A 24,266-nucleotide genomic window follows, 5' to 3' on the forward strand; every position below is an offset into this window, starting at 1 on the left:
CGCACACCAGAATCTGCCGGGGTCAAGCCTGTTGATTAATCCCTGTGACAGCTAGCCTGCGCGATGCTAGCCCTTACGCGCATTACTGCACTTTCTTACGGGGATCACACTTATGGCATCGGCCGCAGACGCGACCAAGGGGACTGACAACGCGCCCGGAAACGAACAGCGCATGACCGGCTTTCTGGGCTGGATCGAGCGCAACGGAAACAAGCTGCCAGACCCGGTATTCCTGTTCTTCTACCTAATCATTGCGCTGGTCGCGATTTCGGTCCTGACTTCGGTTCTCGGCGTGTCGGCGGTCCATCCGACAAAGGTCGACGAAAGCACCGGTTCGCTGGAGATCATTCAGGCGGTGAGCCTGCTTTCAGCGGACAACCTGCAAAAGCTCTGGGTCGAAATGCCCAAGACTTTCACTCACTTTCACCCTCTGGGATATGTGCTGGTCGTGATGCTGGGAGCTGGCGTTGCCGAGCGGTCGGGCTTCTTTGCTGCCGGGATGGCGAAAGCGGTGAAGAGCGCTCCCAAGGCGCTGCTCACTCCGGTGGTCGCGCTGGTCGCGATGATCGGCAACCATGCAGCCGATGCGGGCTATGTCGTGCTGATCCCGCTCGCCGGCATTCTGTTTGCCGCTGCCGGACGTCACCCGATGGCGGGTATCGCCGCGGCCTTCGCAGGCGTTTCGGGCGGGTTCTCCGCAAACATTTCGCCGGGCCAGCTCGACGCGCTGCTGTTCGGGATTACCGAAGAAGCCGTGGGCGCAAGCGCGCTCGACCCAAGCTGGACGGCCAATATCGCGGGCAACTGGTACTTCATAAGCGCGATGACCGTGCTGTACCTGCCGATCATCTGGTACGTTACCGACAAGGTGATCGAACCCAAGCTTGGTCTATGGAAAGGCGGCGCGACCGCTGGTGCAGCCGATCAGGACGATCTCAGCCCCGACCCGGCGCAGCACGATGACCAGCGCGCGTCGAAGGGCCTGCGCCGGGCCGGTCTTGCCGCGCTGGGCGTGATCGCGCTTTGGGTGGTGATGGTCTTTGCCCCCGGAACACCGCTCGTCAACGAGGCGGCGTGCCTCACCGAAACCGGCGCACCCATTCCCGATTGTTCGATCCACAGCGAGCTGCGCCCGCTATACCAGTCGCTCGTCGCGGCATTTTTCGTGCTCTTCCTGGCGACCGGCTGGGCCTATGGCAGCGCGACGGGGACGATCAACAACCACCGCGACCTGGTCGGCATGATGTCGGAATCGATGAAGGACATGGGGTATTATCTCGTCCTCGCCTTCGCCGCCGCGCACTTTGTAGAAATGTTCAACTGGTCGAACCTCGGCCTGATTTCCGCCGTCCACGGCGCCGATGCGATCCAGTCGACCGGTCTGCCGCTGCCGCTGGTTCTGGGCCTTATGGTGCTGTTTGCGGGGCTGCTTAACCTGTTCGTCGGGTCTGCAAGCGCCAAGTGGGCATTGCTTGCGCCGATCCTTGTGCCGATGCTCATGCTGCTCGGCATCAGCCCGGAAGGCGCAACCGCAGCCTACCGCGTGGGCGACAGCGCGACCAACATCATCACGCCGCTGATGGTGTATTTCCCGCTGATCCTCGTATTCGCAAGGCGCTGGCAGCCAAGCTTCGGACTTGGCAGCCTGACCGCGATGATGATCCCTTATTCGATCTGGCTGCTGGTTTCGGGCACGCTGCTGATCGTGGTATGGTTCTATCTCGGCGTCCCTCTTGGGCCAGACGCACCGGTCGGTTACCTGCTGCCGACGCCCTGAGCTACTGGCCAGACAGGCTCGGGCGCGGTGTGAAGGATAACGGGTGAAGGGTGAAACCTAACCCGGCCCTCGCGCGTAGTAAGGTGTAAGGAGAGCAATGCCATGACCATCCTACGCCTGATCCTCGCCAGCGCTCTGGCTGTGGGCGTGCCCACGGCAATCGTTGCACAGTCCGGCACGGCGGCCGCGTCGCAGGCGACGCTCAACTACCGCCTCGATGCAACGGCAAGCCGGGTATCAGCGCGCGTCCCCTTCTTCGGTATTTCGAGCAAGACCGCCCGCTTCCCGCAAATGTCCGGCGATGTTCGCATCGTTCCCGGAGCGCCCGAACGCGCTGTCATCGACGTGACGTTCGACGCGCGGGCGCTCGAAGCGCCGGACGAGACGACTTTGCGGCGGCTGCGCGGTGAAAAGTTCTTCTGGGTCGAACGCTACCCGACCATCCGTTTCGTAGGAACGTCCATCAATCTTTCCTCACCGACGAAGGGCAAGGTCACAGGGAAGCTCACCGCTCGCGGCGTCACCAACACCGAGACGCTCGAAGTGACCTTTGCCAGCGACCCGACTGTTGAAAGCCGTCAGGCGGTGCGCTTCACCGGTGAGATGGAGATTGACCGGCGCGAATACGGTATGCGCAGTTACCAGCTGATCGTTGGCAACAATGTCGATATCAAGCTTGACGCGCGCATGGTCCCGCGCGGCATGTAAGGGCCTATTCGGCCGCGCCCTCACCATTCTCGTTATCGCCTGCTTCATCGAGATCGCGCGCAACCTTGGGATCGCGCAACAGCGTTTCGATCCGGTCTGCTTCGGCAAAGCTTTCATCGCTGCGAAACTTGAGCTTCGGCGCGAATTTGAGGCCTAGCCGCTTCGCGACCTCTCGCTGAAGGAATGCGGTGTTCTGGCGCAGAGCATGGACGACGTCGGCATCGGTGATCCTGGGCCCTGACCCGAGCAACGGTTTCACATAAGCGGTCGCGTGGCGAAGGTCCGGCGTCATGCGCACTTCGGTCACCGCGATGTTCGAGGCGCTCACCACCTCGTCATGCACTTCCTGGCGTGCGAGCAATTCGGACAGGATATGTCGCACCCGCTCGCCCACTTTGAGGACGCGGACCGATTGCTGTTCGGCTGTGAATTCTTGTCGCTTGGCCATGCCTGTAACCTTCATCTGCGCGTCCCCGTACCCTCTCGCGCCCGGTTTGCCAATTCATCAGCGCAACAGCACTCCGGCTTTACTTGACATTAAGTCGCAATTGCATAGATACAAAAGCCCCTAGTTACCAATGAAACCAGATGAGGATGCCCCCCGTGAAAAAGCTGACTTCGATACTCGTAGCCGCTGCTCTCGTCGCCCCCACGATGGCTTCAGCGCAGCGCATCGCCACCCCCGGCACTTTTGAGCGTCACGAACAGAACCTCAAGAAGGTTGACGACAAGCGCGCCGAAGGTCGCATGACCGAACGCCGCGCCGACAACGATCGCAATGCGAACGAAAGCCGTGTTCCCGCCGCCAAGGCAGGCAAGGTCAACACCGCTGCCGCTTCGGCAGGTTCGCCGAACTAGGAATTAACGCTTGAACGGGCGTTTCGCAGGCGGGTGATGGGATGCCATCATCCGCCTGTTCGTGTTTCTGGACGAGCCGCTTGCGCTCAACCCATCTTCGAGAGGATGTTCTTCAGCGAGTTCATGTTGCGCGCCGTGCCTTTGCACTTGAGACGCCGCTCAAGCACCTTGTTCGACAGATCCGACACGCCGACCCCATAGACATAATCGAGGAAAAGCACCCGGTCGCCCAGCGCGAGACGCTCGCTCCCCTTACTGGCGTGTTCGGCAATCAGAGCGTCGACAGCGCTTTGTTCGGGCTGCTGACTGAGGAAAATCGAATGGACCATCTTGTCCGAACCATGTGCGGGACCTGTCCCGTGAAACGGGTTCTCCTCAATCGCCGAACGCACCTCGTCCCGTGTCCTGACCATGGCGCAGGATTTGAAGCCGAAGCTATCCTGAACAAGGCTTTCCAGCTGCACCTCAAGCATGGCCGGATCGCGATCATCGGTGAGGATCACGTTGCCGCTGGCGGCGACGGTCGCGACATTCTTCAAACCGGCGCTCTCCAGCACCGCTTTCAGATCAGCCATCTTGATGCGGTTGCCGCCGATATTGATGCTTCCAAGAAGCGCCAGATAGCGCTGCCCGCTGCCGGCCATTACCCCATGCCCGTTTCGCCGGGTGAGGGGCGCGGCGTTGGGATCGCGGTTGAGGTGGAGCGGGCATAGAGGGTACCGTCCTCCGCCAGCAATTCGCCTTCGAGGAAGACCACGCGTCGCCCGGCCTTCACCACCCGGCCTTTGCCGATGATGGTTGCGCCGTCCGGGATCAGACGGATGAGGCTCATCGAAATGTCGAGATTGAGCGGCGCCATCTCGCCGCCGGTCGCGGCAACATAGGCATAGCCCATCACATCGTCGAGATAGCCCGCAACAAGACCGCCCTGAACGCCTCCGCGCCAGGTGGTCATCTCGCGTTTGACAGTGAAATGCATGGTCGCGGTCGCGGTCTCTTCGTCAAAGGAGACGAACCGCGAGCCGAGTAGGTTGGAGTGAGGGGACCCTTCGGCCCCCTCCTCGATCTGTTGTCGCCAGTCCACGACGCAGCCGGGCCGTTGTTACCCGACCTCAAGCGTGCGTTCGCGCAATTCGACTTCGAAGACCTCCAACTGGTCGCCCGGCTGGATGTCGTTCGTGTCTTCGAGCACCACGCCGCATTCAAGGCCAGCGCGCACTTCGTCGACATCGTCCTTGAAGCGCCGCAGCGAGGCGATGGTGGTTGCCGAGACGATGACATCCTCGCGGGTGAGACGGGCGAACAGACCTTTGCGGATGACGCCTTCCTCGACCAGCAGACCCGCTGCCTTGTCCTTCTTGCCCGACTTGAAGACCTGCTTGACCGCAGCACGGCCAACGACGGTTTCGATCCGCTCGGGACCAAGCTCGCCGGCCATTTCCTTCGCGACGTCTTCGGTGAGGTGATAGATCACATCGTAATACATCATGCGCACACCGTCGCGCTTCACCAGCTCGCGCGCCTTCGCGTTCGGGCGAACGCCGAAGCCGATGATCGGAGCGTTCGAGGCCGCCGCCAGCGTTACATCGCTTTCGGTGATGGCACCGACGCCTGCGTGAAGGACGCGCGCCTTGATGTCGTCGCTCGAAATGTTGTGCAGCGCGTTGACGATTGCTTCGACCGAACCCTGCACGTCAGCCTTCACCAGAACGGGCCATTCGATGACATTCGACTGAAGGTTGTTGAACATCGTGTCGAAGCTAGTCGGAGCAAGCGCGGTGCGCTTCTCGGTTGCCTTTTCCTGACGATATTCAGCGACTTCGCGGGCACGCTGTTCGTTCTCTACCACGGTCAGCTGGTCGCCAGCCGACGGCACGCCGCCAAGGCCCAGGACCTCGACCGGCATCGACGGGCCGGCTTCCTTGATCTGCTTGCCCTGGTCGTTGACGATTGCGCGCACACGGCCGCTCTCGGTCCCGACCACGAAAGTGTCGCCACGCTTGAGCGTACCGCGCGTGATCAGCACCGTCGCGACAGGACCGCGGCCCTTGTCGAGCTGCGCCTCGATCACGGTAGCTTCGGCTTCGCGGTCCGGGCGGGCCTTGAGCTCTAGCAATTCGGCCTGAAGCGCGATCTTTTCGAGCAATTCGTCGAGCCCGGTCTTCGCCTTCGCGGAGATTTCCACGTCCTGCACATCGCCCGACATCGCCTCGACGATCACTTCGTGTTCGAGCAGACGGCTGCGGATGTTGTTCGGATCGGCTTCGGGCTTGTCCATCTTGTTGATCGCAACGATCATCGGGACGCCAGCGGCCTTGGTATGATTAATCGCCTCGATCGTCTGCGGCATGATGCCATCATCGGCTGCGACCACCAGAACCACGATATCGGTCACATTGGCGCCGCGAGCACGCATTTCGGTGAACGCTGCGTGGCCCGGAGTGTCGAGGAAGGTGATGTTCTGCTTGTCCTTCGTCGTGATCTGATAGCTGCCGATATGCTGGGTGATACCACCGGCCTCGCCTTTGGTCACATCGGTGCCGCGCAGTGCGTCGAGCAGCGAGGTCTTGCCGTGATCGACATGGCCCATGATCGTGACGACCGGCGGACGCGGGCGCAGCGTTTCTTCCGGATCGACATCCTCTTCTGCCTGAATGTCGATATCGGCTTCGGAGACCTTCTGGATATTATGACCGAACTGTTCGACGAGCAGTTCTGCGGTGTCCTGGTCGATCGTCTGGTTGACGGTGACCATCATGTCGAGATTGAACAGCTCCTTCACGAGGTCTGCGCCCTTCTCGCCCATGCGCTTGGCGAGTTCGCCAACCGTGATGGCTTCGGGGACGATTACGTCGCGAACCTGCTTCTCACGCGGCTTGGACGAGCCGCCACCCTGCATGCGGCGCTCTTTCTCCCGCGCGCGCTTCAGTGCGGCGAGGCTGCGTGCACGGCGGCCTTCGTCCTCGTTCAGCGCCTTGGTAACGGTCAGCTTGCCGGAACGGCGCTTGTCCTTGACGCTGCCGCCAGTGTCCTTGGCAGCGCGCTTGTCTTCCTTTTTCTTGGCCGGGCGCTTGGGCTCGGGCCGGGCGACAGGCGTGAACTTGCGCGCAGCGGGCGTCGGACTGCCCTTTGCAGCCGGCGCATCTTCCTTTGCAGGCGCAGCCTCGGCCTCGGTCTCAACCGGCTTGGGCGCTTCTTCGTCCTGCTTGACCTCATTGGCGCGCTTTTCGGCCTCTTCTTCGGCCTTTTTGTTTTCTTCCTGCCGCTTCTTTTCTTCCTCGGCAGCCTTCTTCGCCTTTTCGTCATCACGCTTGCGCGCTTCCTGGGCGAGTTTCAGGCGGTCTTCTTCCGCCTCGCGCTGAAGGCGAGCCACACGTTCCTGCGGGGTTTCCGCAGCCGGTGCAGGCTTCTTGGGAGCAGCCTTCTTGGGCGGCTCCTTCTTGGCGACCGGTTCGGGCGCCGGTTCCGGCGCGGGTGCGGGTGCGGGCGTCGGCTCAGGCGCGGGCGCTTCGCCCGGTTTCACGAGCTTGCGGCGGCGCTTCACTTCAACCGCGACCTTATTGGTACGGCCATGGCTGAAGGTCTGCTTGACCTCGCCAGCATCGACCGCCCTTTTCAGGCCCAACGGTTTACGTGCAGGTTTTTTCTCTTCGTCGCTCATTCTAGCTCGTTCGTCCTTCAAATATTCTTCTGTCGCCGCGCGGAGCATGATGCCTGCGCGCATGTTCGCATCGTTAAGGGCCGCTAATCGGGAGGATCGCTCCCCATGAAACGAGACAGGCGCGTTACCGCCTGTCCAACCCGGTCTGCCGCGCTCGGTCCTTTTGACCGGACACCGCGCAGACCCGAAACGCCCAGATGGACGACATTTTCGCGGCCCAATGCCACAGACAGAGCATCGCGGTCCAGTGGCAAGACTGTCCCGCGCTCACCCGATCCCTCTTTATTCGTCCCCACGCGCCACGCCTGATCGAGCTTCTTGCGCCCGTCCTCGCTGCTGTCGCTGGCATGCAGCAACAATGCGATGCGGCCCGTGCGTGCGTGTTCTTCGATCTTGGCCGACCCAAGCACCACATTCCCGCCGCGCAGTTCAAGGCCCAGCCGATCGGCAAGTACCTTGCTCAGCGCAGATTCGATCCTGTGCGGCAAATCGTCGCTGTAGGAAAGAGGAACGCGCTTTGCGTCATCTTTGGCAGGCCCGCCCTTGAATGCGCGCATCAGCGCCCGCTTGAGATGGCCATCGGTCATCGCGCTTTCAAGCGCCGCGCGATCAGGCACGATCCATGCGCCGCGTCCCGGAGCCTTGCCCGCCGGATCGGGGTGCACCGTTCCATCGGGCGCAACCGCGAGCCGGATCAGCTCCTCGCGCGGAAGGACCTGGCCCGAAAGGACGCAGCGGCGCTCGCTCCCGGAAGCGTGTCCGGGAACCTCATCTTCAGCGATGTCGGAACTTACGCGCTCATTGGGTGGAGTCCGCATCGGCGGCCTCCTCAGCGGGAGCGCTAGCGGGCTCCTCGTCTTCGGACCCCGATGGAGCTGCCTGCGGCTCTTCGTCTTCGAACCAGTGCGCACGGGCAGCCATGATGATCTCGTTGCCCTGCTCTTCGGTGAGGCCGTACTCACCAAGCACACCGCCCTTGTCCTGCTCACGCTGCGGGCGACGCATCGGCGGACCGTCGGTGTTGTTCCGGCGGCGCGGAGCCTCGCGCTTCTTGGCGATCAGTTCGTCGGTGGCAAGGTCGGCCACATCGTCGAGCGTCTTGAGCCCGGCCTTGCCGAGCGTGACGAGCATCGCTTCGGTCAGGTGCGGCAGTTCGGCGATTGCATCTTCCACGCCCAGTTCGCGGCGAGCGGTGCGGTGCGTTTCTTCCTGCCGTTCCAGTGCTTCGATCGCGCGGCTCTGAAGCTCTTCGGCGAGCTCTTCGTCGAAGCCTTCGATCGCGGCGAGTTCGGCCATTTCGACGTAAGCGACTTCCTCAAGCATCGCGAAGCCTTCGGCCACGAGCAGCTGCGAGAGCGTTTCGTCAACGTCGAGCTCTTCTTCGAACATCTTGGAGCGTTCGGCGAATTCCTTGGAGCGCTTCTCGGAAGCCTCTTCCTCGGTCATGATGTCGATCTGGTGACCGGTCAGCTGGCTGGCGAGACGCACGTTCTGGCCGCGGCGACCGATGGCGAGCGACAGCTGGTCATCCGGAACAACCACTTCGATGCGGCCATCTTCCTCGTCAAGGACCACGCGGGCAACCGTTGCCGGCTGAAGCGCGTTCACGACGAAAGTCGCGGTGTCTTCCGACCACGGAATAATGTCGATCTTTTCGCCCTGAAGCTCCTGAACGACAGCCTGAACACGGCTACCCTTCATGCCAACGCAGGCGCCGACCGGGTCGATGCTGCTGTCGTGGCTGATCACGCCGATCTTGGCGCGCGAACCCGGGTCGCGGGCGGCGGCCTTGATCTCGATGATGCCATCGTAGATTTCGGGCACTTCCTGAGCGAACAGCTTGCGCATGAAGTCAGGCGCGGCGCGCGACAGGAAAATCTGCGGCCCGCGATTGTTGCGCTCGACCTTGGTGATGAGCGCGCGGACACGCTCGCCAACACGGGCGGCTTCGCGCGGGATCTGCTGATCGCGGCGGATGACGCCTTCGGCGCGGCCAAGGTTCACGATCACGTGGCCAAATTCGACCGACTTGATGACGCCGGTGATGATTTCGCCTGCGCGATCCTTGAACTCTTCGAACTGACGCTCACGCTCTGCATCGCGGACCTTCTGGAAGATCACCTGCTTTGCGGACTGCGCATCGATACGGCCAAGATCGACCGGGGGCAGCGGGTCAACGATAAAGTCGCCGACGCTCGCGCCGTCCTGAAGCTTCTGAGCCTGCTTGAGGTCGACCTGCTTGAAATAGTCCTCGACCTCTTCAACCACCTCGACCACGCGCCAAAGCGTCAGGTCGCCGGTGTTGGGATCGAGCTTTGCGCGAATGTCGTTTTCCGCACCGTAGCGGTTGCGAGCCGATTTCTGGATCGCTTCTTCCATCGCCTCGATGACGATGGCTTTGTCGATCATCTTCTCGGACGCGACGGAGTTTGCAATCGCGAGCAGTTCTGCCTTGTTGGCGGAAATGGCACTGGCCATCAGTCGTCTGCCTTTTCTTCTTGGTCTTCTACAATGTCGTCGGCACCGGTGGTGTCGATGGGTTTGGTTGCAGCGATCAGCTTGTCGGTAAGTTCAAGCTTCGCGCTGTGAATCTGGTCTTGCGGGAGCTTTGCCTCACCCGCCTTGGCATCGGTGATGGTCACCATACCATTTTCGATGCCGCCAAGCTCGCCTTTATACACGCGCTGGCCATCATACCCCTTGGCCATGACGATCCGAGCATCATGCCCGGCCCAGTTGGCGAAATCCTTTTCCCGCGTGAGCGGACGGTCGATACCGGGCGAGGACACTTCGAGGTGATAGGCGCCTTCGATCAGCACTTCGCCCGCTTCCTCGCGCGCGTCGATCATGTCCGAGACACGGCGCGACAATTGGGCGCATTGCTCGATCACGAGCTGGCCGGTGGCCGGATCTTCGGCCATGATCTGCAATGCCTCGCCGCCGTCACCGGCTTCCGAAGGCATCATCTTCACCCGCACCAATTCGAAACCCAGAGCTTTCGCTTCGGGTTCGATCAGGTCTTCAAGGCGCGCAATGTCAGTCATGCGTTGGCGGGTTACTCTTCGATTGTGACATCATCGAAATGGCATGAGCCGTTGGTGCCGGCCCCTTGCGGCGCCAGCCCCTTCAAAGTTTCGACGATGTCGGGATGAGTGATCAGTTAGGCGTCCGGCCCCGCTTTGGCAAGCCTTAGCTCGGCCCGATCACGCACTTTTCCTCTTGCGCGGTTCAGATACCCACGGCCCAGCGCCGTGCCTCGGCCCAAAGTGCACGCACCTCGTCTTCCTCCATCCGCTCTGAATAAGCACGCACCGCCAGCACGTCCTTCTGGTTCAGCGGCGGGTCGAAGGACAGGCCGACCGTTCCACCGGTCTGCTTGAAATCACTGCGCACGACCGTGCCGAACGGTTCCAGTCCGTCGATCTGCAGCAGGGCATCCTCCCCATGGGCGAGGCTTTCTTCGAGGCTGATTTTCGCACCCGTCAGGGACAGGTCGATCAGAATGCAGCGGCGCGTATCGTATCGGGTCACCAGCCGCGCAGGTATTGCAAGCCTCAGTCGGGGCGCGCCGCGCCTTCCGACTTTCGCATGCGATATCTTCGGATCACCGTTTTGCCATGGGGTACGAGGCTTGGTCATGGCCTGGGGATAGGGCGTTATGCTCAAGCCGAGCTTGACCGCCTGCTGCGTAATTCTACGGAGCGTGTCGCAAAGGCTGAGACGCAGCCGGGCCGCTGTCTGCCGCCCCGCCAATCAGGCAGCCAGTCAGTCAGCCTCTTCCATCAGCGCATGCTTCTTGATGCAATGGCGCAGCTGGTCATAGCTGAGGCCAAGCGCCTTGGCCGTCTGGCGCTGGTTCCAGCGATGCTTGCCCAGCGCATGTTCGACAATCGCACGCTCATGCGCATCGACTGCGGCGCGCAGATCCTCGACCTCGTCGAAACACGGGGCCTGCGATGCGAAATCGCTCGCAGCTGGCGTGGCAGGTTGTGACCTGGGAGCGGACGAATCGGAGCGGCGATGGCTGGGCATTGCGGGCTTCCACGGGCTGTCGAACGGGTCGAACTGGACATGCGCGATCGGCCTGTCGGGATCGTCCCAGCGATAGACTGAACGTTCGACCACATTGCGCAATTCGCGCACATTTCCGGGCCAGCCATATTCTTCCAGCTGGTTCATCACGTGCGGCGCAAATCCCGGCCAGCCATGCCAGTCGAGTTCGGCAGCCATTCGCCGCGCGAAATACTCGGCCAGAACGCCCACGTCGCCTTCCCGCACGCGCAGGGGCGGAAGCGTGATAACCTCGAAACTGAGCCTGTCGAGCAGGTCCGCACGAAACTCCCCGGTTTCGGCAAGATTGGGCAGGTCGTCATTGGTTGCAGCCACGATGCGCACATCGACACGGATCGGGCGCGAGGAACCGATGCGAGTCACTTCGCCATATTCGACGGCCCTGAGCAGGCGTTCTTGCGCGCCCATCGACAAGGTGCCCAGTTCGTCGAGAAACAGAGTGCCCTTGTCGGCTTCCTCGAACCTTCCGGCGCGCGCTTTGGTAGCGCCGGTAAAGGCGCCCGCCTCGTGACCGAACAATTCGGCCTCGATCAGGCTTTCGGGAAGCGCGGCGCAATTCATGGTGACGAGCGGTTCGTCCCAACGGGTCGACAGGCGGTGGAGACGTTCGGCGATCAGTTCCTTGCCGGTTCCGCGCTCTCCGATGACCAGAACGGGGCGGCTCATGGGCGCAGCACGCGAGGCGCGCTCGACCGCGTCGAGGAAAGCGCCGGACTGGCCGATAAACTGGTTTTCGCGCTCCATATTCCCTCCTTTCGCCAACCTATAGTGAAAAATCCCAATGTTTGGCAACAGGAACCATAGCGTTCTTCAACGTGTCATGGAAAAACCAAGGAATTCCGGCATTTTCGAGTTTTGGCACGCTGGTTGCAAAAATGAGGGCAAACACTGACACGTTCTTGGAGACCCACAATGTACAACGCCTCTTTCTTCCGCAGCAAGCTTGGCCACGCCTCGCTCGCCAGCGTTGCCGCCATGGCTCTGATGATTGCCTTCACCGGCCAGATGACCCTCGGCGTGGAAGATGCGCATATCGCTCAGCCGAGCGGTGAAACGACCATGCTGGTTGAGCTTGCTTGAGCATTATCGTGAGCAAGCGAGACGATATTCCAGGCGGTGATCCCTTCGGGCCGGAGCGCAAGTCTCCAGTCGCGAATGCCGATTTTAGCGACGCGCTGTCCCCGATGCGCGCTCGCTCCAACGGCAGCGCTTCGGCCCACCCCTCAAAACTCTCGCGCCTCGATGCGGAAATCGAGGCCTTGCGTCGCAGCCCCACCCCGACGCAAACTCATGGCAGAAGCGATCGTGACGACGACTCGCGCCAGAGCACTAACCCGTTCCTAGATGGAGTAGCCTTCATGGGCATTTTCAGCCGCACTCGTGACATCATTGCCGCGAACTTCAACGACATGCTCGATAAAGCGGACGACCCGCAGAAGATGATCCGCATGATCATCCTCGAGATGGAAGAAACGCTCGTCGAAGTCCGGGCAAGCGCGGCGCGAACGATTGCTGACCAGAAGGAAATGCACCGTCACGTCGTCAAGCTCGACAAGCTCCAGGCCGACTGGGGCGAGAAGGCGCAACTGGCGCTGTCGAAGGACCGCGAGGACCTCGCCCGCGCTGCTCTGGTCGAGAAGAAGAAAGCGACCGGCATGGCAGACCAGCTGCGCGCCGAGATCGCCGTGCTCGACGATGCGCTGCGCGCTTACGAGGACGACATTCAGAAGCTGCAGCATCGCCTGCGCGAAGCCCGCAGCCGCCAGACTGCCATCGCAGCGCGGCTCGAAAGCGCGGAGAACCGCGTCAAGCTGCGCACGCTGATGAGCACCGAACGCACGGACGAAGCGCTTGCCCGCTTCGACCAGCTCGAACGCCGCGTCGATTACGCCGAAGGGCGCGCCGACGCGATCCAGATCGGCCAGGACCAGCCGCCCTCGCTCTCTGACGAGATCGCCGCACTCGAAGGCGCCGATGCCATCGACGACGAGCTTGCCCAGATGAAAAAGGCGCTCGGCAAGCCTGAAGCCGACGACTGAAACAAGAATAGACAAACGACAGGGAATTGAACCGTGGAACCCGAATTCATCATCATCCCGATGCTCTTCATCGGCCTGCCGTGGCTGATCCTCCACTACGTTACCAAGTGGAAGACGGCAGCCACGATCACCTCTGACGATGAGGTGCTGCTCGAAGAGCTCTACAATCTCGCCAAGCGCCTTGATGAACGCATGGACACGGTCGAGCGCCTCGTTGCCGCCGATGACCCGTCGTTCAACCCGGTCAAACGCCTTCAGGCGGACCAGGAAACAGACAATCAACAGCTGCGCGAACTCGAACAGCTGATGGCCGAAAAGAAAGGAGCCAGCCAATGAACAGCCCCCGCACCTCCCTTTACCGGGACAAGCACAATGCAAAGCTGATGGGCGTGTGCTCCGGCATTGCCGACTATACCGGGATCGACGCCTTCTGGCTGCGCCTTGCAATGGTCGTCCTTACCGTGACGCTCGGCTGGCCGCTGATTGCCTACTTCATCGCCGGCGCGCTCCTCCAGAAGAAGCCGCCGCACCTGTACCGCGACAATCAGGAACAGCAGTACTGGCAGCGTGTCCGCCAGAGCCCGAAGCGCACCGCACGTGAAATCCGCGCCCGCTTCCGCGATGTCGACCGCAGGCTGGCCGATGTGGAAAGCTACTATGTCAGCAACAATCCGCGTCTGACGGCCGAGATCGAGCGCCTGCGCTGATCCAGCGAACGCAAACTCAACATCAATCAGGGGCATTTAGATCATGGATCCGGGTCAACTCGCACTTCTCATTCCGATCATCGGGGTCTCCATCCCCGTCATCGCGATCTGGGCGGGGCACCAGCAGAAGATGGCGAAGATCAAGATGGACGCCACCGCCAATGCGACGGCAGAAAAGGCCGCTCAATACGCAGCGCAGGTCGCCAAGCTTGAAGACCGCGTACAGGTGCTGGAACGAATCGTCACCGACCGCGGCTACGATATCGCCACCCAGATCGAGGCACTGCGCGACACCCGCTCTGTCGAAGAAAGCGGTGCCGGTGTCCCCCTCAATATGGGCAAGAAGGAACTCCAGTCGTGAACGAACTCATCACCACCGAACTGTTGACTGTCGTCGGGCTGGGCTTTGCCGCCAGCTGGGTTTTCACCACCTGGTTAAGGGTCAAGCACGGCTACCCGCTCGAAGGGGCATGGGGCCAGGCGCTAAAGCCGTCCAGCGACGGTGAAGCCAAACAGCGCGTCACCCTGCTCACCCAGGAAAACGCCGAGCTTCGCGCCGAACTCGGTTCGGTCAAGGATCGCCTCGCCAATGTCGAACGCATCGTCACCGACAGCGGCTATCACCTGTCGAGCGAGATCGAACAATTGAAGGACCGCACTCTCGAACACCGCAAGGATGAAGGGAGCGCATAATGGATGCAGATCTCATCCTGATATTCGGTTTCATCACCATCGTGGTGGCGATCACCGGCATCAGCATCAACGCGATTGTCGCCAAGGTCTATGCTCACAAGAAGTGGGCGCGCGAACACTCGCTGATCGGCTCGAAATCAAGCGCGTCCGTCAACCAGATCGCCGAACGCACCGACATGATCGAGGACCGCCTGCGCGTTCTCGAACGCCTCGCAACCGATCGCGGCACGCTTTTGTCGGATGAAATCGAAGCGCTGCGCGACGATATGAAATCGCGCCGCCAGTTGGAGAACGGCTGATGTTCGGCCCTGACACCGCCTTGATGTTCGATGCCATGCAGATGTCGGCCGTCGTAGCCGGTGTCACGGGCGCAGCGGTCTACTTCGCAATGCGCTGGCGCCGGACAAGCAAGAACCGCAAGGTAATCGACAAATCGCAAGGCATGGACCTTGAAGAGCGTGTGCGCGTGCTCGAACGCATCGCGACCGACCGTTCAATCGACCTTGCCGAAGAGATCGAGGCGCTGCGCGACCCTGTACCTTCCGCCAGCGCCAAACCACAGCTTGGAGGAAGCCAGTAATGAGTTCGTGGGCAATCGTCGCTGTCATCGCAATCGTCGTCTGGGGGATCGTCCAGATGGCCAAGGCGCGCCACGGCATCACGACCGATGCCGAAGGCAACGAACACTGGACGCCGCGCGCCCATGACGAAGACGACCGCCCAAGCCGCGCCGAGATCGAAGAGACAAGGCGCGAAATGGAACAATTGCGCGAACGGCTTCACGTGCTTGAACGCATCGCGACCGACAACAACACGATGGATGCCCGCGAACGCGCGCGCATCGCCGCCGAAATCGAAGCTCTGAGAAGCCCTGGCGAGGGTTCGATAGCTTCAACACCACTCCCGTCCAAGGAGGAGCAGAGCCAATGATGATGGACCCCGTACTCGTTATCGCCGCAACCTGCCTTGTTGGCATCACTGTGGTCGCCTTCGCGCTCCTGCGAGCGTGGCAGGGCTGGCTTCAGCTGAAACGCGAGGAAATCGAACGTGGCACGACCCGGCCCGATCCCGCAGCCGAAATCGAAGGCGGCGCCAGCGTAGGCGCAGCCCGGATCGAGCTTGCCGACATGAAAGAGCGTATCAAGAAGCTGGAAGCGATTGCCAGCGGAGTGGAGCTTTAAGGGCGCTTTCGTCCGAACGGCGGAGCCAATCTTCTCGTCATTGCGAGCGCAGCGAAGCAATCCATGATCCGGCATTCGCGCCAATCGCCATTCGCGTGACTGTCACGAATAACAGTCCATGGATTGCTTCTTCGCTTTGCTCCTCGCAATGACGAAATGAGCCGCGGTGTCCAAAGGACCGCGATGAAAAGGATTGGATTTTCGCCATAGACTACTAAGTCCACGCCATGCGAAATCTTGATGATATCCGGGAAGAATACGAATTCCTCGAAGGCGATGAACGCTATCGCCTGCTGATCGAGCTGGGGCGTGAGCTTGAGGACATGCCCGATGCGCTCAAAACCGATGCGACGCTGGTGCGCGGATGTTCGGCGGCGGTGTGGGTCTATCCGACAGAGACCGCTGGCGATGGCGCGCTCCATTTCCTTGCCGACAGCAACGCTGCGATCACCAAGGGCATCGTCGCTCTGGTGATTGCTGCGGTTCAGGACAAGCCTGCGCGCGAAGTTGCCGAAATGGACGTGACCGGGGCGCTCGAACCGTTTGACCTCAAAAACCAGCTATCGTCCAACCGCACACAGGGCGTCCCCAACATGATCGCGCTGGTCAAGCAGCATGCGGCGCGGCTGGCGTTGACTTGATGGGCAATCGCCTGTCCGGGCGAGCGCTTGCGGCCCTCAAGGCCGGTTGGAGGTTACGATGAGGTGGTTCTACCTCGTCTCCGGTATCGTCTGCGTCGCGCTGGGCGCGATCGGCGCGGTTTTGCCGTTGATGCCGACCGTTCCGTTCCTGCTTCTGGCCGCGTTCTGCTTTGCGCGAAGCAATCCGGAATGGGAGCAGCGCATTCTCGCCGATCCGCGCTGGGGTCCGCAAATCCGCGAGTGGCGCGAACGCCGGGCAATCTCGCGCAAGGCCAAGATCGCATCAGTTGCTGCGATGAGCGCCGGGGTCGTTTTCACCGGCCTTACCCTTGGACAGCCGTGGGTCTGGATATCGGTCGCCGTTCTGGTGATCATCGGCGGCTGGATCGTGACCCGCAACGAATAGACGAAGCCGGATGGAGCGGCTGACGATTTTCCTACACAGGTGATGGCCTGTATTGTCGAAGTGTCTTCAGCGTGACGCCGGAGCAAATCGAAAGGTCACACATCCTACATGGGAAATGGCGCGGATGCCTCTCTCAAGACCCTGAAATCGCGTGATTATGCGGATACGCACGGGGCTTTCGCGTTTCTCCCAAACACCCCTTTGCACGGTCCAACCGGCGCCAGCAAATCAACGCTCGATCCCGGCTTCGGCCTTGTCGCGCACGCTGACCTCTGCTGCGGGCAACGGATCGCGGGTCATCTCGAACGGCCCGCGCCAATGGTCGATCTGCCACTCACCGGCAATGCGGGTGCCATCGTCGTTGAGCCTGCCGTAATAGAGCACGGTCTGGCGGTACTCCCAGCCAGCGCCGTGATAGGTCTTGGCAAAATGAACGGACTTGCCGATGCGAGAGCCGCAGACGGTCGCCCTGACAGTGCCTTCCGCAAACTCGTTCGGTTCGATCACGCTGCCCGTCAGGACACCGCCCGCTTCGCTCAGGCGCGCGAGAAACGGTGTGACAGGGCCCGCTTCGGGGACATCGGGATAGGCAAACGTGCCATCCCACTCGCCCGTGAGGTTATCGGATCCGCTCATCAATGCCGGTCAGTCCGATCAGGCCCCGGCGCTTTCGCGGACGATAGCCTCGCCGCTTTGGGACTGGCGCTTGAGCTCGGCCTTGAGCTTGGCCGGATCGCGCGCGAGTACGAAGCCGAAACTGACCCCGCCTTCCTTGCCGATGGTGGCATGATGGAGGCGGTGCGCCTGCACCAACCGCTTGGCATAGGCGTTCTTGGGCACGTACCGGCCAAAACGCTGATGGACGAGGCCGTCGTGAACGAGAGCGTAGATCACGCCGTAGAGGTTGACGCCGAGCGCCGCCCACCACAGCGCGTCCCAATAGATCGCGCCGAAGATGTACATCCCTGCGTTGATCGTGCCGAAGACGACCGCGAAAAGGTCGTTCTTTTCAAGCTTGTTGTCGTGCGGTTCGTGATGGTCGCGGTGCCATCCCCAGCCCCAGCCATGCATGATGTACTTGTGAGCGTACCATGCAAAGAACTCCATGAAGATCAGCGCGCCAAGCGTGACGGCGATGGCTGCGGGCCAACTCATGCTGCGATCTCCTTCCTCACGGTTCCTGTCTCATATGACTGTTCGACCACCCCTGCCCGCCGGGCAGCAGGCAGCGCCCACCACGGCACATCGGGCCGATGGTGATGCTCCAGATGATAACCGAAATGGAAGCAGGTCAAAAGGCTCGTCAGGGTCGAAAAGCCATCGGTGCGCGCATTGTGCTTGTCGGCAAACGGCTTCGCATCGGCATGGTGATGCGGGCGGTAGGTGCCGAAATAGAACAGCTGAAGCGAGGAAAGCAGCGCAGGCGCTCCGTAAAGCAGCACGATCTGGACCATCGGAATGCCCAGCACCAGCCAGTAAATGCCGACCACCGTGTGCACGAAGACCAGCGACTGCCAGCCGAAGTAGCGTTTGAAGAAGGTCCAGTACCACCGAAGGAAGCTCGACGGATTGTCCTCGTCAAAGTCGGGATCGCCCTTGTGCCCGGCGAGCCGGTGATGTGTGTGATGCGCATCGCGCAAGGTGCGCCATGCAAAGCCTGCATAGAGGAACAGCAGAACCGTGGCGATCGCCGCGTTGATGCGCCCGCGACCGGGCATCAGGCTGCCATGCATGGCGTCGTGGCAGACGATGAATACGCCCACCGAAAGCCAGCATTGCACCGCAGCCATGAGGATCGCGAAGGGCAGGTTCGACCACGAAAGCTCGAACACGAACATCGCATAGGCATGGATGCCCAGCCAGCCGCCAGCGATCAGCGCGGCAAGCGCAAGGCCAATCGGCCCCTGTGCGCTGCGAAAAGGCAAGGTGAAGCGTTGCTCGCTCATGCTGGTAGATACGCTAGGGGCGGCCATCGGGTTGCGTATAGGGGAGCCGGGCGCGCCTGTACAATCGCTTGTAGAGGCTCAATCTTCGGGGAAGAAGAACTCGCGCAGATGCTCTCCGATGCGAGCGGGGCGCAGCGTTTGGGCATCGATGCAGCACCAGCTCGATTGCACCTCGGCCAGCACGTCTTCACCGCGGCGGATCACCGTATGATAGAACGCGCGTGCCCCGTTGAAGCGTTCGAGCACGGTCTGCGCGATGACATCGTCTTCGAGAAAGGCGGGCTTGCGGTACGTGATCTCATGCTTGAGAGCGACCCAGGCCTTGGACGCGACCTCTTCCGCCGGAGCAAGGCCCTGCCAATGCGCCAGCACCGCATCCTGCACCCAGTTGAGGTATCGCGCATTGTTGACGTGCCCCATGAAGTCGATGTCTTCAGGGGTAACGGTGATGGGAAAGCGGAAGGGCATTGCTGACATGAATGTCAGTTAGCGTAAGAAACCCTGCATTGCCATGACAAACTGCACCGAAATCGCATCGAAATCAGAGTGCGGCTTGCTTCAAGCCTCAGCCCGACGCTAACGCATAGCTCGAAAGATCCGAAAGACCCCTTCCGATGGCCAGCAAACCGCGCACTCTCTACGACAAGATCTGGGACGACCACGTGGTCGAAACCCGCGATGATGGAACCGCGATCATCTATATCGACCGCCATCTCGTCCATGAGGTGACGAGCCCGCAGGCCTTCGAGGCGCTGCGTCTGGCGGGACGCACGGTGCGCCGTCCCGAACTCACACTCGCGGTCCCCGATCACAACCTGCCAACCACCGCGCGGCGCGATGCGGCGGGCGGCAAGGTGCCGATCGAAGACCCGCAGAGCGCGGCACAGCTCGCCGCGCTTGAACGCAACGCGCCCGATTTCGGGATCCGCTATATCGGCGATGCCGACGCAGAGCAGGGGATCGTCCACGTGGTCGGCCCGGAACAGGGCTTCTCGCTTCCCGGCACAACCATCGTCTGCGGCGATTCCCATACGGCCAGCCATGGCGGCCTCGGAGCGCTGGCCTTCGGGATCGGGACGAGCGAGGTCGAGCATGTGCTTGCGACGCAAACGCTGCTGCTCCAGCGCTCCAAGTCGATGGAGGTGCGGGTCGACGGCGAACTTGGCCCCGGAGTGACCGCCAAGGACCTGATCCTGCACATCATCGGAGTGATCGGTGCAGCCGGTGGTACAGGCCATGTGATCGAATATCGTGGCCGTGTCTTTGAAGAGATGAGTGTCGAACAGCGTCTGACCGTTTGCAACATGAGCATCGAGGCCGGCGCGCGCGCCGGCCTGATCGCACCCGACGAAACCGTGTTCCTCTACCTTAAGGGCCGCCCCATGTCGCCCAAGGGCGAGGCGTGGGAACAGGCGGTCGAATACTGGAAGACGCTGCACACCGATGACGGCGCGCGGTTCGACAAGTCGGTCACCATCGACGCCGCCGACGTCGCGCCGACAGTCACGTGGGGCACCAGCCCCGAAGACGTATTGCCGATAACCGGCTCAGTCCCCTCGCCAAGCAGCTTCGCCGACCCATCGAAACAGGCGGCGGCAGCCAAGAGCCTCGATTACATGGGCCTCACCCCCGGCACGCCAATGACCGAGGTTTCCATCGAGAACGTCTTCATCGGCAGCTGCACCAACAGCCGGATCGAGGATCTGCGCGCCGCGGCAAAAGTGCTCAAGGGTCGCCACAAGGCGGACAATGTGCGCTGGGCCATCGTCGTCCCCGGATCGGGTCTGGTGAAGCGCCAGGCGGAGGAAGAAGGGCTGGACCGCATCTTCACCGATGCCGGCTTCGAATGGCGCGAGCCGGGCTGCTCGGCCTGCCTCGGCATGAACCCCGACAAGGTCCCCGCAGGCGAGCGCTGCGCCTCGACCAGCAATCGCAACTTCGTGGGTCGTCAGGGCCCCGGCGCTCGCACGCACCTCGTCTCCCCCGCAATGGCAGCGGCGGCAGCGATCGCCGGAAGGCTGGCGGATGTGAGGGAACTGACTGGATGAAGGCCTCATGCCTCTGCGACCGCGTGACGATCACCCTGCCCGAGCGCCCCACCTCGATCACCTTTTGCGATTGCAATCTGTGCCGCAAAAGCGGCGCAGCATGGAGCTATTTTGCACGAGGCGCGCTGATCGTAAACGGCGAAACGGATTGCTTCCAGCGCGGCGATATCGACGATCCGATGGTCGAACTCCATTCATGCAGCCACTGCGCCGTGACGACCCACTGGATTGCCAGCGACGCTTCGCAAGTGGACCGTATGGGAGCCAATATGCGGCTTTTCAATCCGTCAGAGGTCGCCGGTATTGAAGCCCGCTTCATGGACGGCCTTGGCTGGGATGGTGTATCAGAAATCCGCGAACGACGCGAAAGAGGCGTCATCGGTCAAGATGTGCTGATCGCCTGACAAGAGGACCGTTACCACTCACCTATCCCTTGCCTTTCCCCCCACCCCTCACCATGAGACACCAATGACCAAGACTTCCAAAGCCGCCATCGCCGCCGCAGGTGCCATCGGTTCCGCAGCAATTGCCGCCGCACTGCTCTATGCTGGTAAGCGCTCAAAGGACAAGAAGAACGAGCCAAAGCAGATCGGCACAATTCCATCGGGCGAGCCGCCGGAAACCGACTAAGGGGGCGGGAAAGTGGATCCCATCTCGCAGGTCGAAGGACGCGCAATCCCCTTCGGCGCAAAGAATGTCGACACCGACATCATCATCCCGGCAAAGTGGCTGAAGACGATCAGCCGCGAAGGGCTTGGCGAAGGCGCTTTCGAAACCATCCGCGCGGATGAAGGCAATGTCTTTGACGATCCCGCCTACAAGGGCGCGCCGATCCTGATCGCGGGCGACAATTTCGGTTGCGGGTCGAGCCGGGAACACGCGGCATGGGCGATCCTCGACCTCGGCATTCGCGCCGTGATCGCGCCGAGCTATTCGGACATCTTCTCAGGCAATGCGGTCAAGAACGGCATCCTGCCCGTCGTCCTGCCGCAGGAAGTGATCGACCGGCTGATGGAAGTCGCAAAGGACGGTCACGAGATCACCGTCGACCTCGAAAACCAGACCGTCACCACGCCGTTCCAGGACCGCTTCACCTTCGAGATCGATCCGTTTCGCAAGCACTGCCTTCTCGGCGGGCTTGATGAAGTGTCGCTGACGCTCGAAAGCAGCGACGCGATCACCACATTCGAAGACCGCCGCAGTTCCGCTCATGCGTGGATTGCGACCGGCACCAATATCTAAGGGAGAGACCTCACATGAAAGCCATCCGCACGCACGAAGTCGGCGGTCCTGAGACGCTGACGCTCGACGAGATCGAAACGCCCAAGCCCGGCAAAGGCGAAGTGCTGGTCGCGGTGAAGGCTTGCGCGATCAACTATCCCGACACGCTGATGATCCGCGACCTGTACCAGTTCAAGCCCGAGCGACCCTACTCACCGGGCGGCGAGATCGCAGGCGTGATCGAAGCGGTTGGCGAAGGTGTCGAAGGCTTCAAGGTTGGCGACAACGTGATGGCCGGGATCGGCAATGGAGGGCTTCGCGAAAAGGCTATCGTGCCGGCCAATCGCATGTTCCCGGTGCCCGACGGGGTGCCGCATGAAAAGGCGGCCTCGCTGCTGATGACCTATGGCACGACGATCCACGGCCTCAAGGATCGTGGACACATCAAGGAAGGCGATGTCGTGCTCGTGCTCGGCGCGGCGGGCGGCGTGGGCCTCTCGGCGGTCGAGCTTGCCAAGGCGTTCGGCGCGCGCGTTGTTGCTGCGGTATCGAGCGAAGCCAAGGGCGAAGTCGCCCGCAAGGCCGGCGCTGACGAGGTGGTGATCTATCCGCGCGAGGAAATGGACAAAGCGGCCTCCAAGGAACTCGCCAACAAGTTCAAGGAAGCATGCGGCCCCACCGGCGCCAACATCGTCTACGACATCGTGGGCGGCCAGTATTCCGAACCTGCCCTGCGTTCGATTGCATGGGAAGGTCGGTTTCTGGTTGTCGGTTTCCCGGCCGGTATCGCGAAGATGCCGCTCAACCTTACGCTCCTCAAGTCCTGCGACATTTGCGGGGTATTCTGGGGAGCCTTCACCGCACGCGAACCTGCCAAGTTCGTCGAACAGGTGAAGGAGCTTTTCGCGCTCATGAAGGAAGGCAAGATCGACCCGCTGGTGTCGGAAACCTTCCCTCTCGAACGCGCAGGCGATGCAATCGCGAAGCTGGAAAACCGTGAGGCGGTGGGCAAGCTTGTCGTAACAATGGGCTGAATTGATGGCGCGGCATGGCGAAAGCCTGTTGCCGCGCGCCCTCACCGACCCTATTTCGAACAGGTATCATCCAAGGGGATCACCATGACCGATTTCAAAGACCGCGAACGCGCCGAAGAGGCCAAGTTCGCACTCGACGAAGAAACTGCCTTCAAGATCGCGGCACGCCGCAACCGCTTGCTGGGCGAATGGGCGGCCGGGGTCATGAACCTCACGCCCGAAGAAACCGAAGCCTATAAGAAAGCGGTCGTTCAGGCCGATTTCGAGGAAGCGGGCGATGAGGACGTGATCCGCAAGCTTCTGGGCGATCTCACCGCTGCGGACGCCGATGTCAGCGAAGCCGACATCCGGGCCAAGCTCGAAGAGAAGGCGATCGAAGCCAAACGCCAGTACATGAGCGAAAGCTGATCGCATTATGCCCATGACCGGCCCAGATATCGAAGCGGCGATCCTCGCTGCCCTGCCCGGCGCAAGCATCGAACTCACCGACCTTGCGGGGGATAACGACCACTGGGCAGCGGTTGTTACCGCTCCGCAATTCGTCGGCAAGTCCCGGGTGCAGCAGCACAAGATGGTCTACGCAGCGCTTGGCGGACGCATGGGCGGCGAACTGCATGCCTTGCAAGTGACCACCGTGGTCCCCACGTAGCTTTCGACACCAGAACTCGCAGAACGAAGGCCCTCCACCATGGCTGATATCAACACCCGCATTTCCACCCTCGTCGGCGACAACGACGTCGTACTGTTCATGAAGGGCACTCCGCTCTTCCCGCAATGCGGCTTTTCAAGTCGCGCCGTCGCTATACTCGATCATTGCGGCGTCCAGTATGAAAGCGTCGACGTGCTGCAGGACATGGAAGTGCGTCAGGGGATCAAGACTTTCTCCGACTGGCCCACCATCCCCCAGCTTTATGTGAAGGGCGAGTTTGTCGGCGGTAGCGACATCATGATGGAGATGTTCGAAGCGGGCGAACTTCAGCAGATGATGGACGAGAAAAACGTCACCAAGATCGAAAGCTGATCGCTTCACCCGATCGGCAAAGAAAAAAGCCGCCTCGCAACAGGTAATGCGAGGCGGCTTTTTCTTTGAGGAGGTGAGACCCAGAGACCAGGAAGGCCGCACCTCAATTCGAAGACCACTTTCTTCGCATTCCTTTATGCACCGTCCGTGCCAAAACTGCGAAGCCGCGGAATTGTGCCTCTTTTGATGGTTAGCGATCCTTAATCTTTGGCCGGGCTGTAAAAGAGTCCGACACCGCCGCTCACTGCCCTTGG

At 61.4% G+C, this 24,266-nt stretch carries 36 protein-coding genes; 23 read left to right on the forward strand and 13 right to left on the reverse strand.

From position 1 onward, the window contains the following. The first annotated feature begins 112 nt into the window (after nt 1–112). Entirely contained in the window at nt 113–1,777 is a 1,665-nt protein-coding gene (locus CD351_RS13540) for an AbgT family transporter (protein WP_111993130.1), read from the forward strand. Between the two features lie 102 nt (nt 1,778–1,879). Beyond that, nucleotides 1,880–2,485, forward strand: a complete 606-nt coding sequence (locus CD351_RS13545; RefSeq protein ID WP_111993131.1) for a YceI family protein — start codon at nt 1,880–1,882, stop codon at nt 2,483–2,485. A 4-nt stretch (nt 2,486–2,489) separates the two neighbouring features. Here the strand turns inward: CD351_RS13545 and rbfA are convergent, their stop codons facing one another. Further along, nucleotides 2,490–2,933 carry a 30S ribosome-binding factor RbfA gene (gene rbfA, locus CD351_RS13550; protein WP_111993762.1) on the reverse strand — a complete coding sequence of 148 codons (444 nt, stop codon included), beginning with the start codon at nt 2,931–2,933 and terminating at the stop codon, nt 2,490–2,492. A 155-nt stretch (nt 2,934–3,088) separates the two neighbouring features. On the opposite strand from rbfA, the gene CD351_RS13555 reads away from it, so the two are divergent. Continuing rightward, entirely contained in the window at nt 3,089–3,343 is a 255-nt protein-coding gene (locus CD351_RS13555; protein ID WP_162627738.1) for a hypothetical protein, read from the forward strand. Nucleotides 3,344–3,429: 86 nt separating this feature from the next. Here the strand turns inward: CD351_RS13555 and CD351_RS13560 are convergent, their stop codons facing one another. From CD351_RS13560 to pspF, 8 genes are all read right to left on the reverse strand, one after another. Further along, on the reverse strand, nt 3,430–3,987 hold the full coding sequence (locus CD351_RS13560; RefSeq protein WP_111993133.1) for a DUF1697 domain-containing protein: 558 nt from the start codon (nt 3,985–3,987) through the stop codon (nt 3,430–3,432). Further along, nucleotides 3,987–4,427 (reverse strand): PaaI family thioesterase, encoded by a 441-nt coding sequence (locus CD351_RS13565; RefSeq protein WP_111993134.1) that lies wholly within the window; start codon nt 4,425–4,427, stop codon nt 3,987–3,989. Before CD351_RS13565 ends, CD351_RS13560 begins: the two co-directional genes overlap by 1 nt. Nucleotides 4,428–4,445: 18 nt before the next feature. Beyond that, a complete protein-coding gene (infB, locus tag CD351_RS13570; RefSeq protein ID WP_111993763.1) occupies nt 4,446–7,004 on the reverse strand; it encodes a translation initiation factor IF-2 in 2,559 nt (852 codons plus the stop codon). Between the two features lie 83 nt (nt 7,005–7,087). Continuing rightward, nucleotides 7,088–7,822 (reverse strand): DUF448 domain-containing protein, encoded by a 735-nt coding sequence (locus CD351_RS13575; RefSeq protein WP_111993135.1) that lies wholly within the window; start codon nt 7,820–7,822, stop codon nt 7,088–7,090. After that, nucleotides 7,803–9,482 carry a transcription termination factor NusA gene (gene nusA, locus CD351_RS13580; RefSeq protein ID WP_111993136.1) on the reverse strand — a complete coding sequence of 560 codons (1,680 nt, stop codon included), beginning with the start codon at nt 9,480–9,482 and terminating at the stop codon, nt 7,803–7,805. The genes CD351_RS13575 and nusA overlap by 20 nt, the downstream gene beginning before the upstream one ends. Continuing rightward, the gene (gene rimP, locus CD351_RS13585; RefSeq protein WP_111993137.1) at nt 9,482–10,048 is read right to left on the reverse strand and encodes a ribosome maturation protein RimP; all 567 of its coding nucleotides are present in this window, start codon (nt 10,046–10,048) and stop codon (nt 9,482–9,484) included. The genes nusA and rimP overlap by 1 nt, the downstream gene beginning before the upstream one ends. 184 nt (nt 10,049–10,232) lie before the next feature. Next, complete coding sequence (locus CD351_RS13590; protein WP_111993138.1) at nt 10,233–10,643, reverse strand: PilZ domain-containing protein; 411 nt, start codon at nt 10,641–10,643, stop codon at nt 10,233–10,235. A 126-nt stretch (nt 10,644–10,769) separates the two neighbouring features. Continuing rightward, nucleotides 10,770–11,819 carry a phage shock protein operon transcriptional activator gene (gene pspF, locus CD351_RS13595; protein ID WP_111993139.1) on the reverse strand — a complete coding sequence of 350 codons (1,050 nt, stop codon included), beginning with the start codon at nt 11,817–11,819 and terminating at the stop codon, nt 10,770–10,772. Between the two features lie 168 nt (nt 11,820–11,987). Here pspF and CD351_RS15770 point away from each other — a divergent pair, with 168 nt between their 5' ends. The 12 genes from CD351_RS15770 to CD351_RS13650 all read left to right on the forward strand — a co-directional run bounded on the left by CD351_RS15770 (nt 11,988) and on the right by CD351_RS13650 (nt 16,742). Then, nucleotides 11,988–12,155 carry a hypothetical protein gene (locus CD351_RS15770; protein WP_162627539.1) on the forward strand — a complete coding sequence of 56 codons (168 nt, stop codon included), beginning with the start codon at nt 11,988–11,990 and terminating at the stop codon, nt 12,153–12,155. Next, a complete protein-coding gene (gene pspA, locus CD351_RS13600) occupies nt 12,152–13,114 on the forward strand; it encodes a phage shock protein PspA (RefSeq protein WP_369880458.1) in 963 nt (320 codons plus the stop codon). The genes CD351_RS15770 and pspA overlap by 4 nt, the downstream gene beginning before the upstream one ends. 60 nt (nt 13,115–13,174) lie before the next feature. Beyond that, the gene (pspB, locus tag CD351_RS13605) at nt 13,175–13,450 is read left to right on the forward strand and encodes an envelope stress response membrane protein PspB (protein WP_174214322.1); all 276 of its coding nucleotides are present in this window, start codon (nt 13,175–13,177) and stop codon (nt 13,448–13,450) included. After that, nucleotides 13,447–13,821: an envelope stress response membrane protein PspC gene (gene pspC, locus CD351_RS13610; protein WP_111993141.1), complete on the forward strand. Its 375-nt coding sequence runs from the start codon at nt 13,447–13,449 to the stop codon at nt 13,819–13,821. Before pspB ends, pspC begins: the two co-directional genes overlap by 4 nt. 43 nt (nt 13,822–13,864) lie before the next feature. After that, nucleotides 13,865–14,182: a hypothetical protein gene (locus CD351_RS13615; protein ID WP_111993142.1), complete on the forward strand. Its 318-nt coding sequence runs from the start codon at nt 13,865–13,867 to the stop codon at nt 14,180–14,182. Then, complete coding sequence (locus CD351_RS13620) at nt 14,179–14,514, forward strand: hypothetical protein (protein WP_111993143.1); 336 nt, start codon at nt 14,179–14,181, stop codon at nt 14,512–14,514. The genes CD351_RS13615 and CD351_RS13620 overlap by 4 nt, the downstream gene beginning before the upstream one ends. Beyond that, complete coding sequence (locus CD351_RS13625; protein WP_111993144.1) at nt 14,514–14,813, forward strand: hypothetical protein; 300 nt, start codon at nt 14,514–14,516, stop codon at nt 14,811–14,813. Before CD351_RS13620 ends, CD351_RS13625 begins: the two co-directional genes overlap by 1 nt. Then, nucleotides 14,813–15,094: a hypothetical protein gene (locus CD351_RS13630; RefSeq protein ID WP_111993145.1), complete on the forward strand. Its 282-nt coding sequence runs from the start codon at nt 14,813–14,815 to the stop codon at nt 15,092–15,094. Before CD351_RS13625 ends, CD351_RS13630 begins: the two co-directional genes overlap by 1 nt. Next, a complete protein-coding gene (locus CD351_RS13635) occupies nt 15,094–15,444 on the forward strand; it encodes a hypothetical protein (RefSeq protein WP_111993146.1) in 351 nt (116 codons plus the stop codon). Before CD351_RS13630 ends, CD351_RS13635 begins: the two co-directional genes overlap by 1 nt. Then, the gene (locus CD351_RS13640; RefSeq protein ID WP_111993765.1) at nt 15,444–15,695 is read left to right on the forward strand and encodes a hypothetical protein; all 252 of its coding nucleotides are present in this window, start codon (nt 15,444–15,446) and stop codon (nt 15,693–15,695) included. The genes CD351_RS13635 and CD351_RS13640 overlap by 1 nt, the downstream gene beginning before the upstream one ends. Nucleotides 15,696–15,922: 227 nt before the next feature. After that, nucleotides 15,923–16,336 carry a SufE family protein gene (locus tag CD351_RS13645; RefSeq protein ID WP_111993147.1) on the forward strand — a complete coding sequence of 138 codons (414 nt, stop codon included), beginning with the start codon at nt 15,923–15,925 and terminating at the stop codon, nt 16,334–16,336. Nucleotides 16,337–16,394: 58 nt separating this feature from the next. Further along, on the forward strand, nt 16,395–16,742 hold the full coding sequence (locus tag CD351_RS13650) for a YbaN family protein (RefSeq protein WP_111993148.1): 348 nt from the start codon (nt 16,395–16,397) through the stop codon (nt 16,740–16,742). Nucleotides 16,743–16,970: 228 nt separating this feature from the next. On the opposite strand, the gene CD351_RS13655 is transcribed toward CD351_RS13650, so the two are convergent. The 4 genes from CD351_RS13655 to CD351_RS13670 all read right to left on the reverse strand — a co-directional run bounded on the left by CD351_RS13655 (nt 16,971) and on the right by CD351_RS13670 (nt 19,165). Further along, nucleotides 16,971–17,378: a hypothetical protein gene (locus CD351_RS13655; protein WP_111993149.1), complete on the reverse strand. Its 408-nt coding sequence runs from the start codon at nt 17,376–17,378 to the stop codon at nt 16,971–16,973. An 18-nt stretch (nt 17,379–17,396) separates the two neighbouring features. After that, nucleotides 17,397–17,897, reverse strand: a complete 501-nt coding sequence (locus tag CD351_RS13660) for a sterol desaturase family protein (protein WP_111993150.1) — start codon at nt 17,895–17,897, stop codon at nt 17,397–17,399. After that, a complete protein-coding gene (locus CD351_RS13665) occupies nt 17,894–18,688 on the reverse strand; it encodes a fatty acid desaturase (RefSeq protein ID WP_111993151.1) in 795 nt (264 codons plus the stop codon). Before CD351_RS13665 ends, CD351_RS13660 begins: the two co-directional genes overlap by 4 nt. Before the next feature lie 78 nt (nt 18,689–18,766). Continuing rightward, nucleotides 18,767–19,165 carry a thioesterase family protein gene (locus CD351_RS13670; RefSeq protein WP_174214273.1) on the reverse strand — a complete coding sequence of 133 codons (399 nt, stop codon included), beginning with the start codon at nt 19,163–19,165 and terminating at the stop codon, nt 18,767–18,769. 137 nt (nt 19,166–19,302) lie between these two features. Between CD351_RS13670 and leuC the strand changes: the two genes are divergently transcribed. From leuC to grxD, 8 genes are all read left to right on the forward strand, one after another. After that, nucleotides 19,303–20,736 (forward strand): 3-isopropylmalate dehydratase large subunit, encoded by a 1,434-nt coding sequence (gene leuC, locus CD351_RS13675; protein WP_111993153.1) that lies wholly within the window; start codon nt 19,303–19,305, stop codon nt 20,734–20,736. Then, entirely contained in the window at nt 20,733–21,140 is a 408-nt protein-coding gene (locus CD351_RS13680; RefSeq protein WP_111993154.1) for an aldehyde-activating protein, read from the forward strand. The genes leuC and CD351_RS13680 overlap by 4 nt, the downstream gene beginning before the upstream one ends. 64 nt (nt 21,141–21,204) lie before the next feature. Next, nucleotides 21,205–21,366, forward strand: coding sequence for an isopropylmalate isomerase (locus CD351_RS13685; RefSeq protein WP_111993155.1), 162 nt, complete (start codon nt 21,205–21,207; stop codon nt 21,364–21,366). Between the two features lie 12 nt (nt 21,367–21,378). Further along, nucleotides 21,379–21,978, forward strand: a complete 600-nt coding sequence (leuD, locus tag CD351_RS13690; RefSeq protein ID WP_111993156.1) for a 3-isopropylmalate dehydratase small subunit — start codon at nt 21,379–21,381, stop codon at nt 21,976–21,978. A 14-nt stretch (nt 21,979–21,992) separates the two neighbouring features. Continuing rightward, on the forward strand, nt 21,993–22,991 hold the full coding sequence (locus CD351_RS13695) for an NADPH:quinone oxidoreductase family protein (RefSeq protein ID WP_111993157.1): 999 nt from the start codon (nt 21,993–21,995) through the stop codon (nt 22,989–22,991). Nucleotides 22,992–23,075: 84 nt separating this feature from the next. Continuing rightward, nucleotides 23,076–23,399, forward strand: coding sequence for a DUF1476 domain-containing protein (locus CD351_RS13700; protein WP_111993158.1), 324 nt, complete (start codon nt 23,076–23,078; stop codon nt 23,397–23,399). Nucleotides 23,400–23,406: 7 nt separating this feature from the next. Continuing rightward, on the forward strand, nt 23,407–23,640 hold the full coding sequence (locus CD351_RS13705; RefSeq protein ID WP_111993159.1) for a BolA/IbaG family iron-sulfur metabolism protein: 234 nt from the start codon (nt 23,407–23,409) through the stop codon (nt 23,638–23,640). Between the two features lie 39 nt (nt 23,641–23,679). Then, nucleotides 23,680–24,012, forward strand: a complete 333-nt coding sequence (grxD, locus tag CD351_RS13710) for a Grx4 family monothiol glutaredoxin (RefSeq protein ID WP_111993160.1) — start codon at nt 23,680–23,682, stop codon at nt 24,010–24,012. The last annotated feature ends 254 nt before the right edge of the window (nt 24,013–24,266 follow it).

It is taken from the genome of Erythrobacter sp. KY5, from assembly GCF_003264115.1.
In the GTDB taxonomy this organism is placed as follows: domain Bacteria; phylum Pseudomonadota; class Alphaproteobacteria; order Sphingomonadales; family Sphingomonadaceae; genus Erythrobacter.

Coding starts and splice junctions, on each gene's coding strand:
- grxD (WP_111993160.1), top strand. CDS start 23,680: ATGGCTGATATCAACACCCGCATTTCCACCCTCGTCGGCGACAACGAC.
- CD351_RS13545 (WP_111993131.1), top strand. CDS start 1,880: ATGACCATCCTACGCCTGATCCTCGCCAGCGCTCTGGCTGTGGGCGTG.
- CD351_RS13630 (WP_111993145.1), top strand. CDS start 14,813: ATGTTCGGCCCTGACACCGCCTTGATGTTCGATGCCATGCAGATGTCG.
- CD351_RS13685 (WP_111993155.1), top strand. CDS start 21,205: ATGACCAAGACTTCCAAAGCCGCCATCGCCGCCGCAGGTGCCATCGGT.
- CD351_RS13695 (WP_111993157.1), top strand. CDS start 21,993: ATGAAAGCCATCCGCACGCACGAAGTCGGCGGTCCTGAGACGCTGACG.
- CD351_RS13680 (WP_111993154.1), top strand. CDS start 20,733: ATGAAGGCCTCATGCCTCTGCGACCGCGTGACGATCACCCTGCCCGAG.
- CD351_RS15770 (WP_162627539.1), top strand. CDS start 11,988: ATGTACAACGCCTCTTTCTTCCGCAGCAAGCTTGGCCACGCCTCGCTC.
- pspF (WP_111993139.1), bottom strand. CDS start 11,819: ATGGAGCGCGAAAACCAGTTTATCGGCCAGTCCGGCGCTTTCCTCGAC.
- pspB (WP_174214322.1), top strand. CDS start 13,175: ATGCTCTTCATCGGCCTGCCGTGGCTGATCCTCCACTACGTTACCAAG.
- CD351_RS13640 (WP_111993765.1), top strand. CDS start 15,444: ATGATGGACCCCGTACTCGTTATCGCCGCAACCTGCCTTGTTGGCATC.
- nusA (WP_111993136.1), bottom strand. CDS start 9,482: ATGGCCAGTGCCATTTCCGCCAACAAGGCAGAACTGCTCGCGATTGCA.
- CD351_RS13540 (WP_111993130.1), top strand. CDS start 113: ATGGCATCGGCCGCAGACGCGACCAAGGGGACTGACAACGCGCCCGGA.
- pspC (WP_111993141.1), top strand. CDS start 13,447: ATGAACAGCCCCCGCACCTCCCTTTACCGGGACAAGCACAATGCAAAG.
- CD351_RS13560 (WP_111993133.1), bottom strand. CDS start 3,987: ATGGCCGGCAGCGGGCAGCGCTATCTGGCGCTTCTTGGAAGCATCAAT.
- leuC (WP_111993153.1), top strand. CDS start 19,303: ATGGCCAGCAAACCGCGCACTCTCTACGACAAGATCTGGGACGACCAC.
- rimP (WP_111993137.1), bottom strand. CDS start 10,048: ATGACTGACATTGCGCGCCTTGAAGACCTGATCGAACCCGAAGCGAAA.
- infB (WP_111993763.1), bottom strand. CDS start 7,004: ATGAGCGACGAAGAGAAAAAACCTGCACGTAAACCGTTGGGCCTGAAA.
- CD351_RS13660 (WP_111993150.1), bottom strand. CDS start 17,897: ATGAGTTGGCCCGCAGCCATCGCCGTCACGCTTGGCGCGCTGATCTTC.
- CD351_RS13700 (WP_111993158.1), top strand. CDS start 23,076: ATGACCGATTTCAAAGACCGCGAACGCGCCGAAGAGGCCAAGTTCGCA.
- CD351_RS13645 (WP_111993147.1), top strand. CDS start 15,923: ATGCGAAATCTTGATGATATCCGGGAAGAATACGAATTCCTCGAAGGC.
- CD351_RS13705 (WP_111993159.1), top strand. CDS start 23,407: ATGCCCATGACCGGCCCAGATATCGAAGCGGCGATCCTCGCTGCCCTG.
- CD351_RS13625 (WP_111993144.1), top strand. CDS start 14,514: ATGGATGCAGATCTCATCCTGATATTCGGTTTCATCACCATCGTGGTG.
- CD351_RS13655 (WP_111993149.1), bottom strand. CDS start 17,378: ATGAGCGGATCCGATAACCTCACGGGCGAGTGGGATGGCACGTTTGCC.
- CD351_RS13575 (WP_111993135.1), bottom strand. CDS start 7,822: ATGCGGACTCCACCCAATGAGCGCGTAAGTTCCGACATCGCTGAAGAT.
- CD351_RS13615 (WP_111993142.1), top strand. CDS start 13,865: ATGGATCCGGGTCAACTCGCACTTCTCATTCCGATCATCGGGGTCTCC.
- CD351_RS13650 (WP_111993148.1), top strand. CDS start 16,395: ATGAGGTGGTTCTACCTCGTCTCCGGTATCGTCTGCGTCGCGCTGGGC.
- CD351_RS13670 (WP_174214273.1), bottom strand. CDS start 19,165: ATGTCAGCAATGCCCTTCCGCTTTCCCATCACCGTTACCCCTGAAGAC.
- CD351_RS13635 (WP_111993146.1), top strand. CDS start 15,094: ATGAGTTCGTGGGCAATCGTCGCTGTCATCGCAATCGTCGTCTGGGGG.
- CD351_RS13590 (WP_111993138.1), bottom strand. CDS start 10,643: ATGACCAAGCCTCGTACCCCATGGCAAAACGGTGATCCGAAGATATCG.
- rbfA (WP_111993762.1), bottom strand. CDS start 2,933: ATGGCCAAGCGACAAGAATTCACAGCCGAACAGCAATCGGTCCGCGTC.
- CD351_RS13665 (WP_111993151.1), bottom strand. CDS start 18,688: ATGAGCGAGCAACGCTTCACCTTGCCTTTTCGCAGCGCACAGGGGCCG.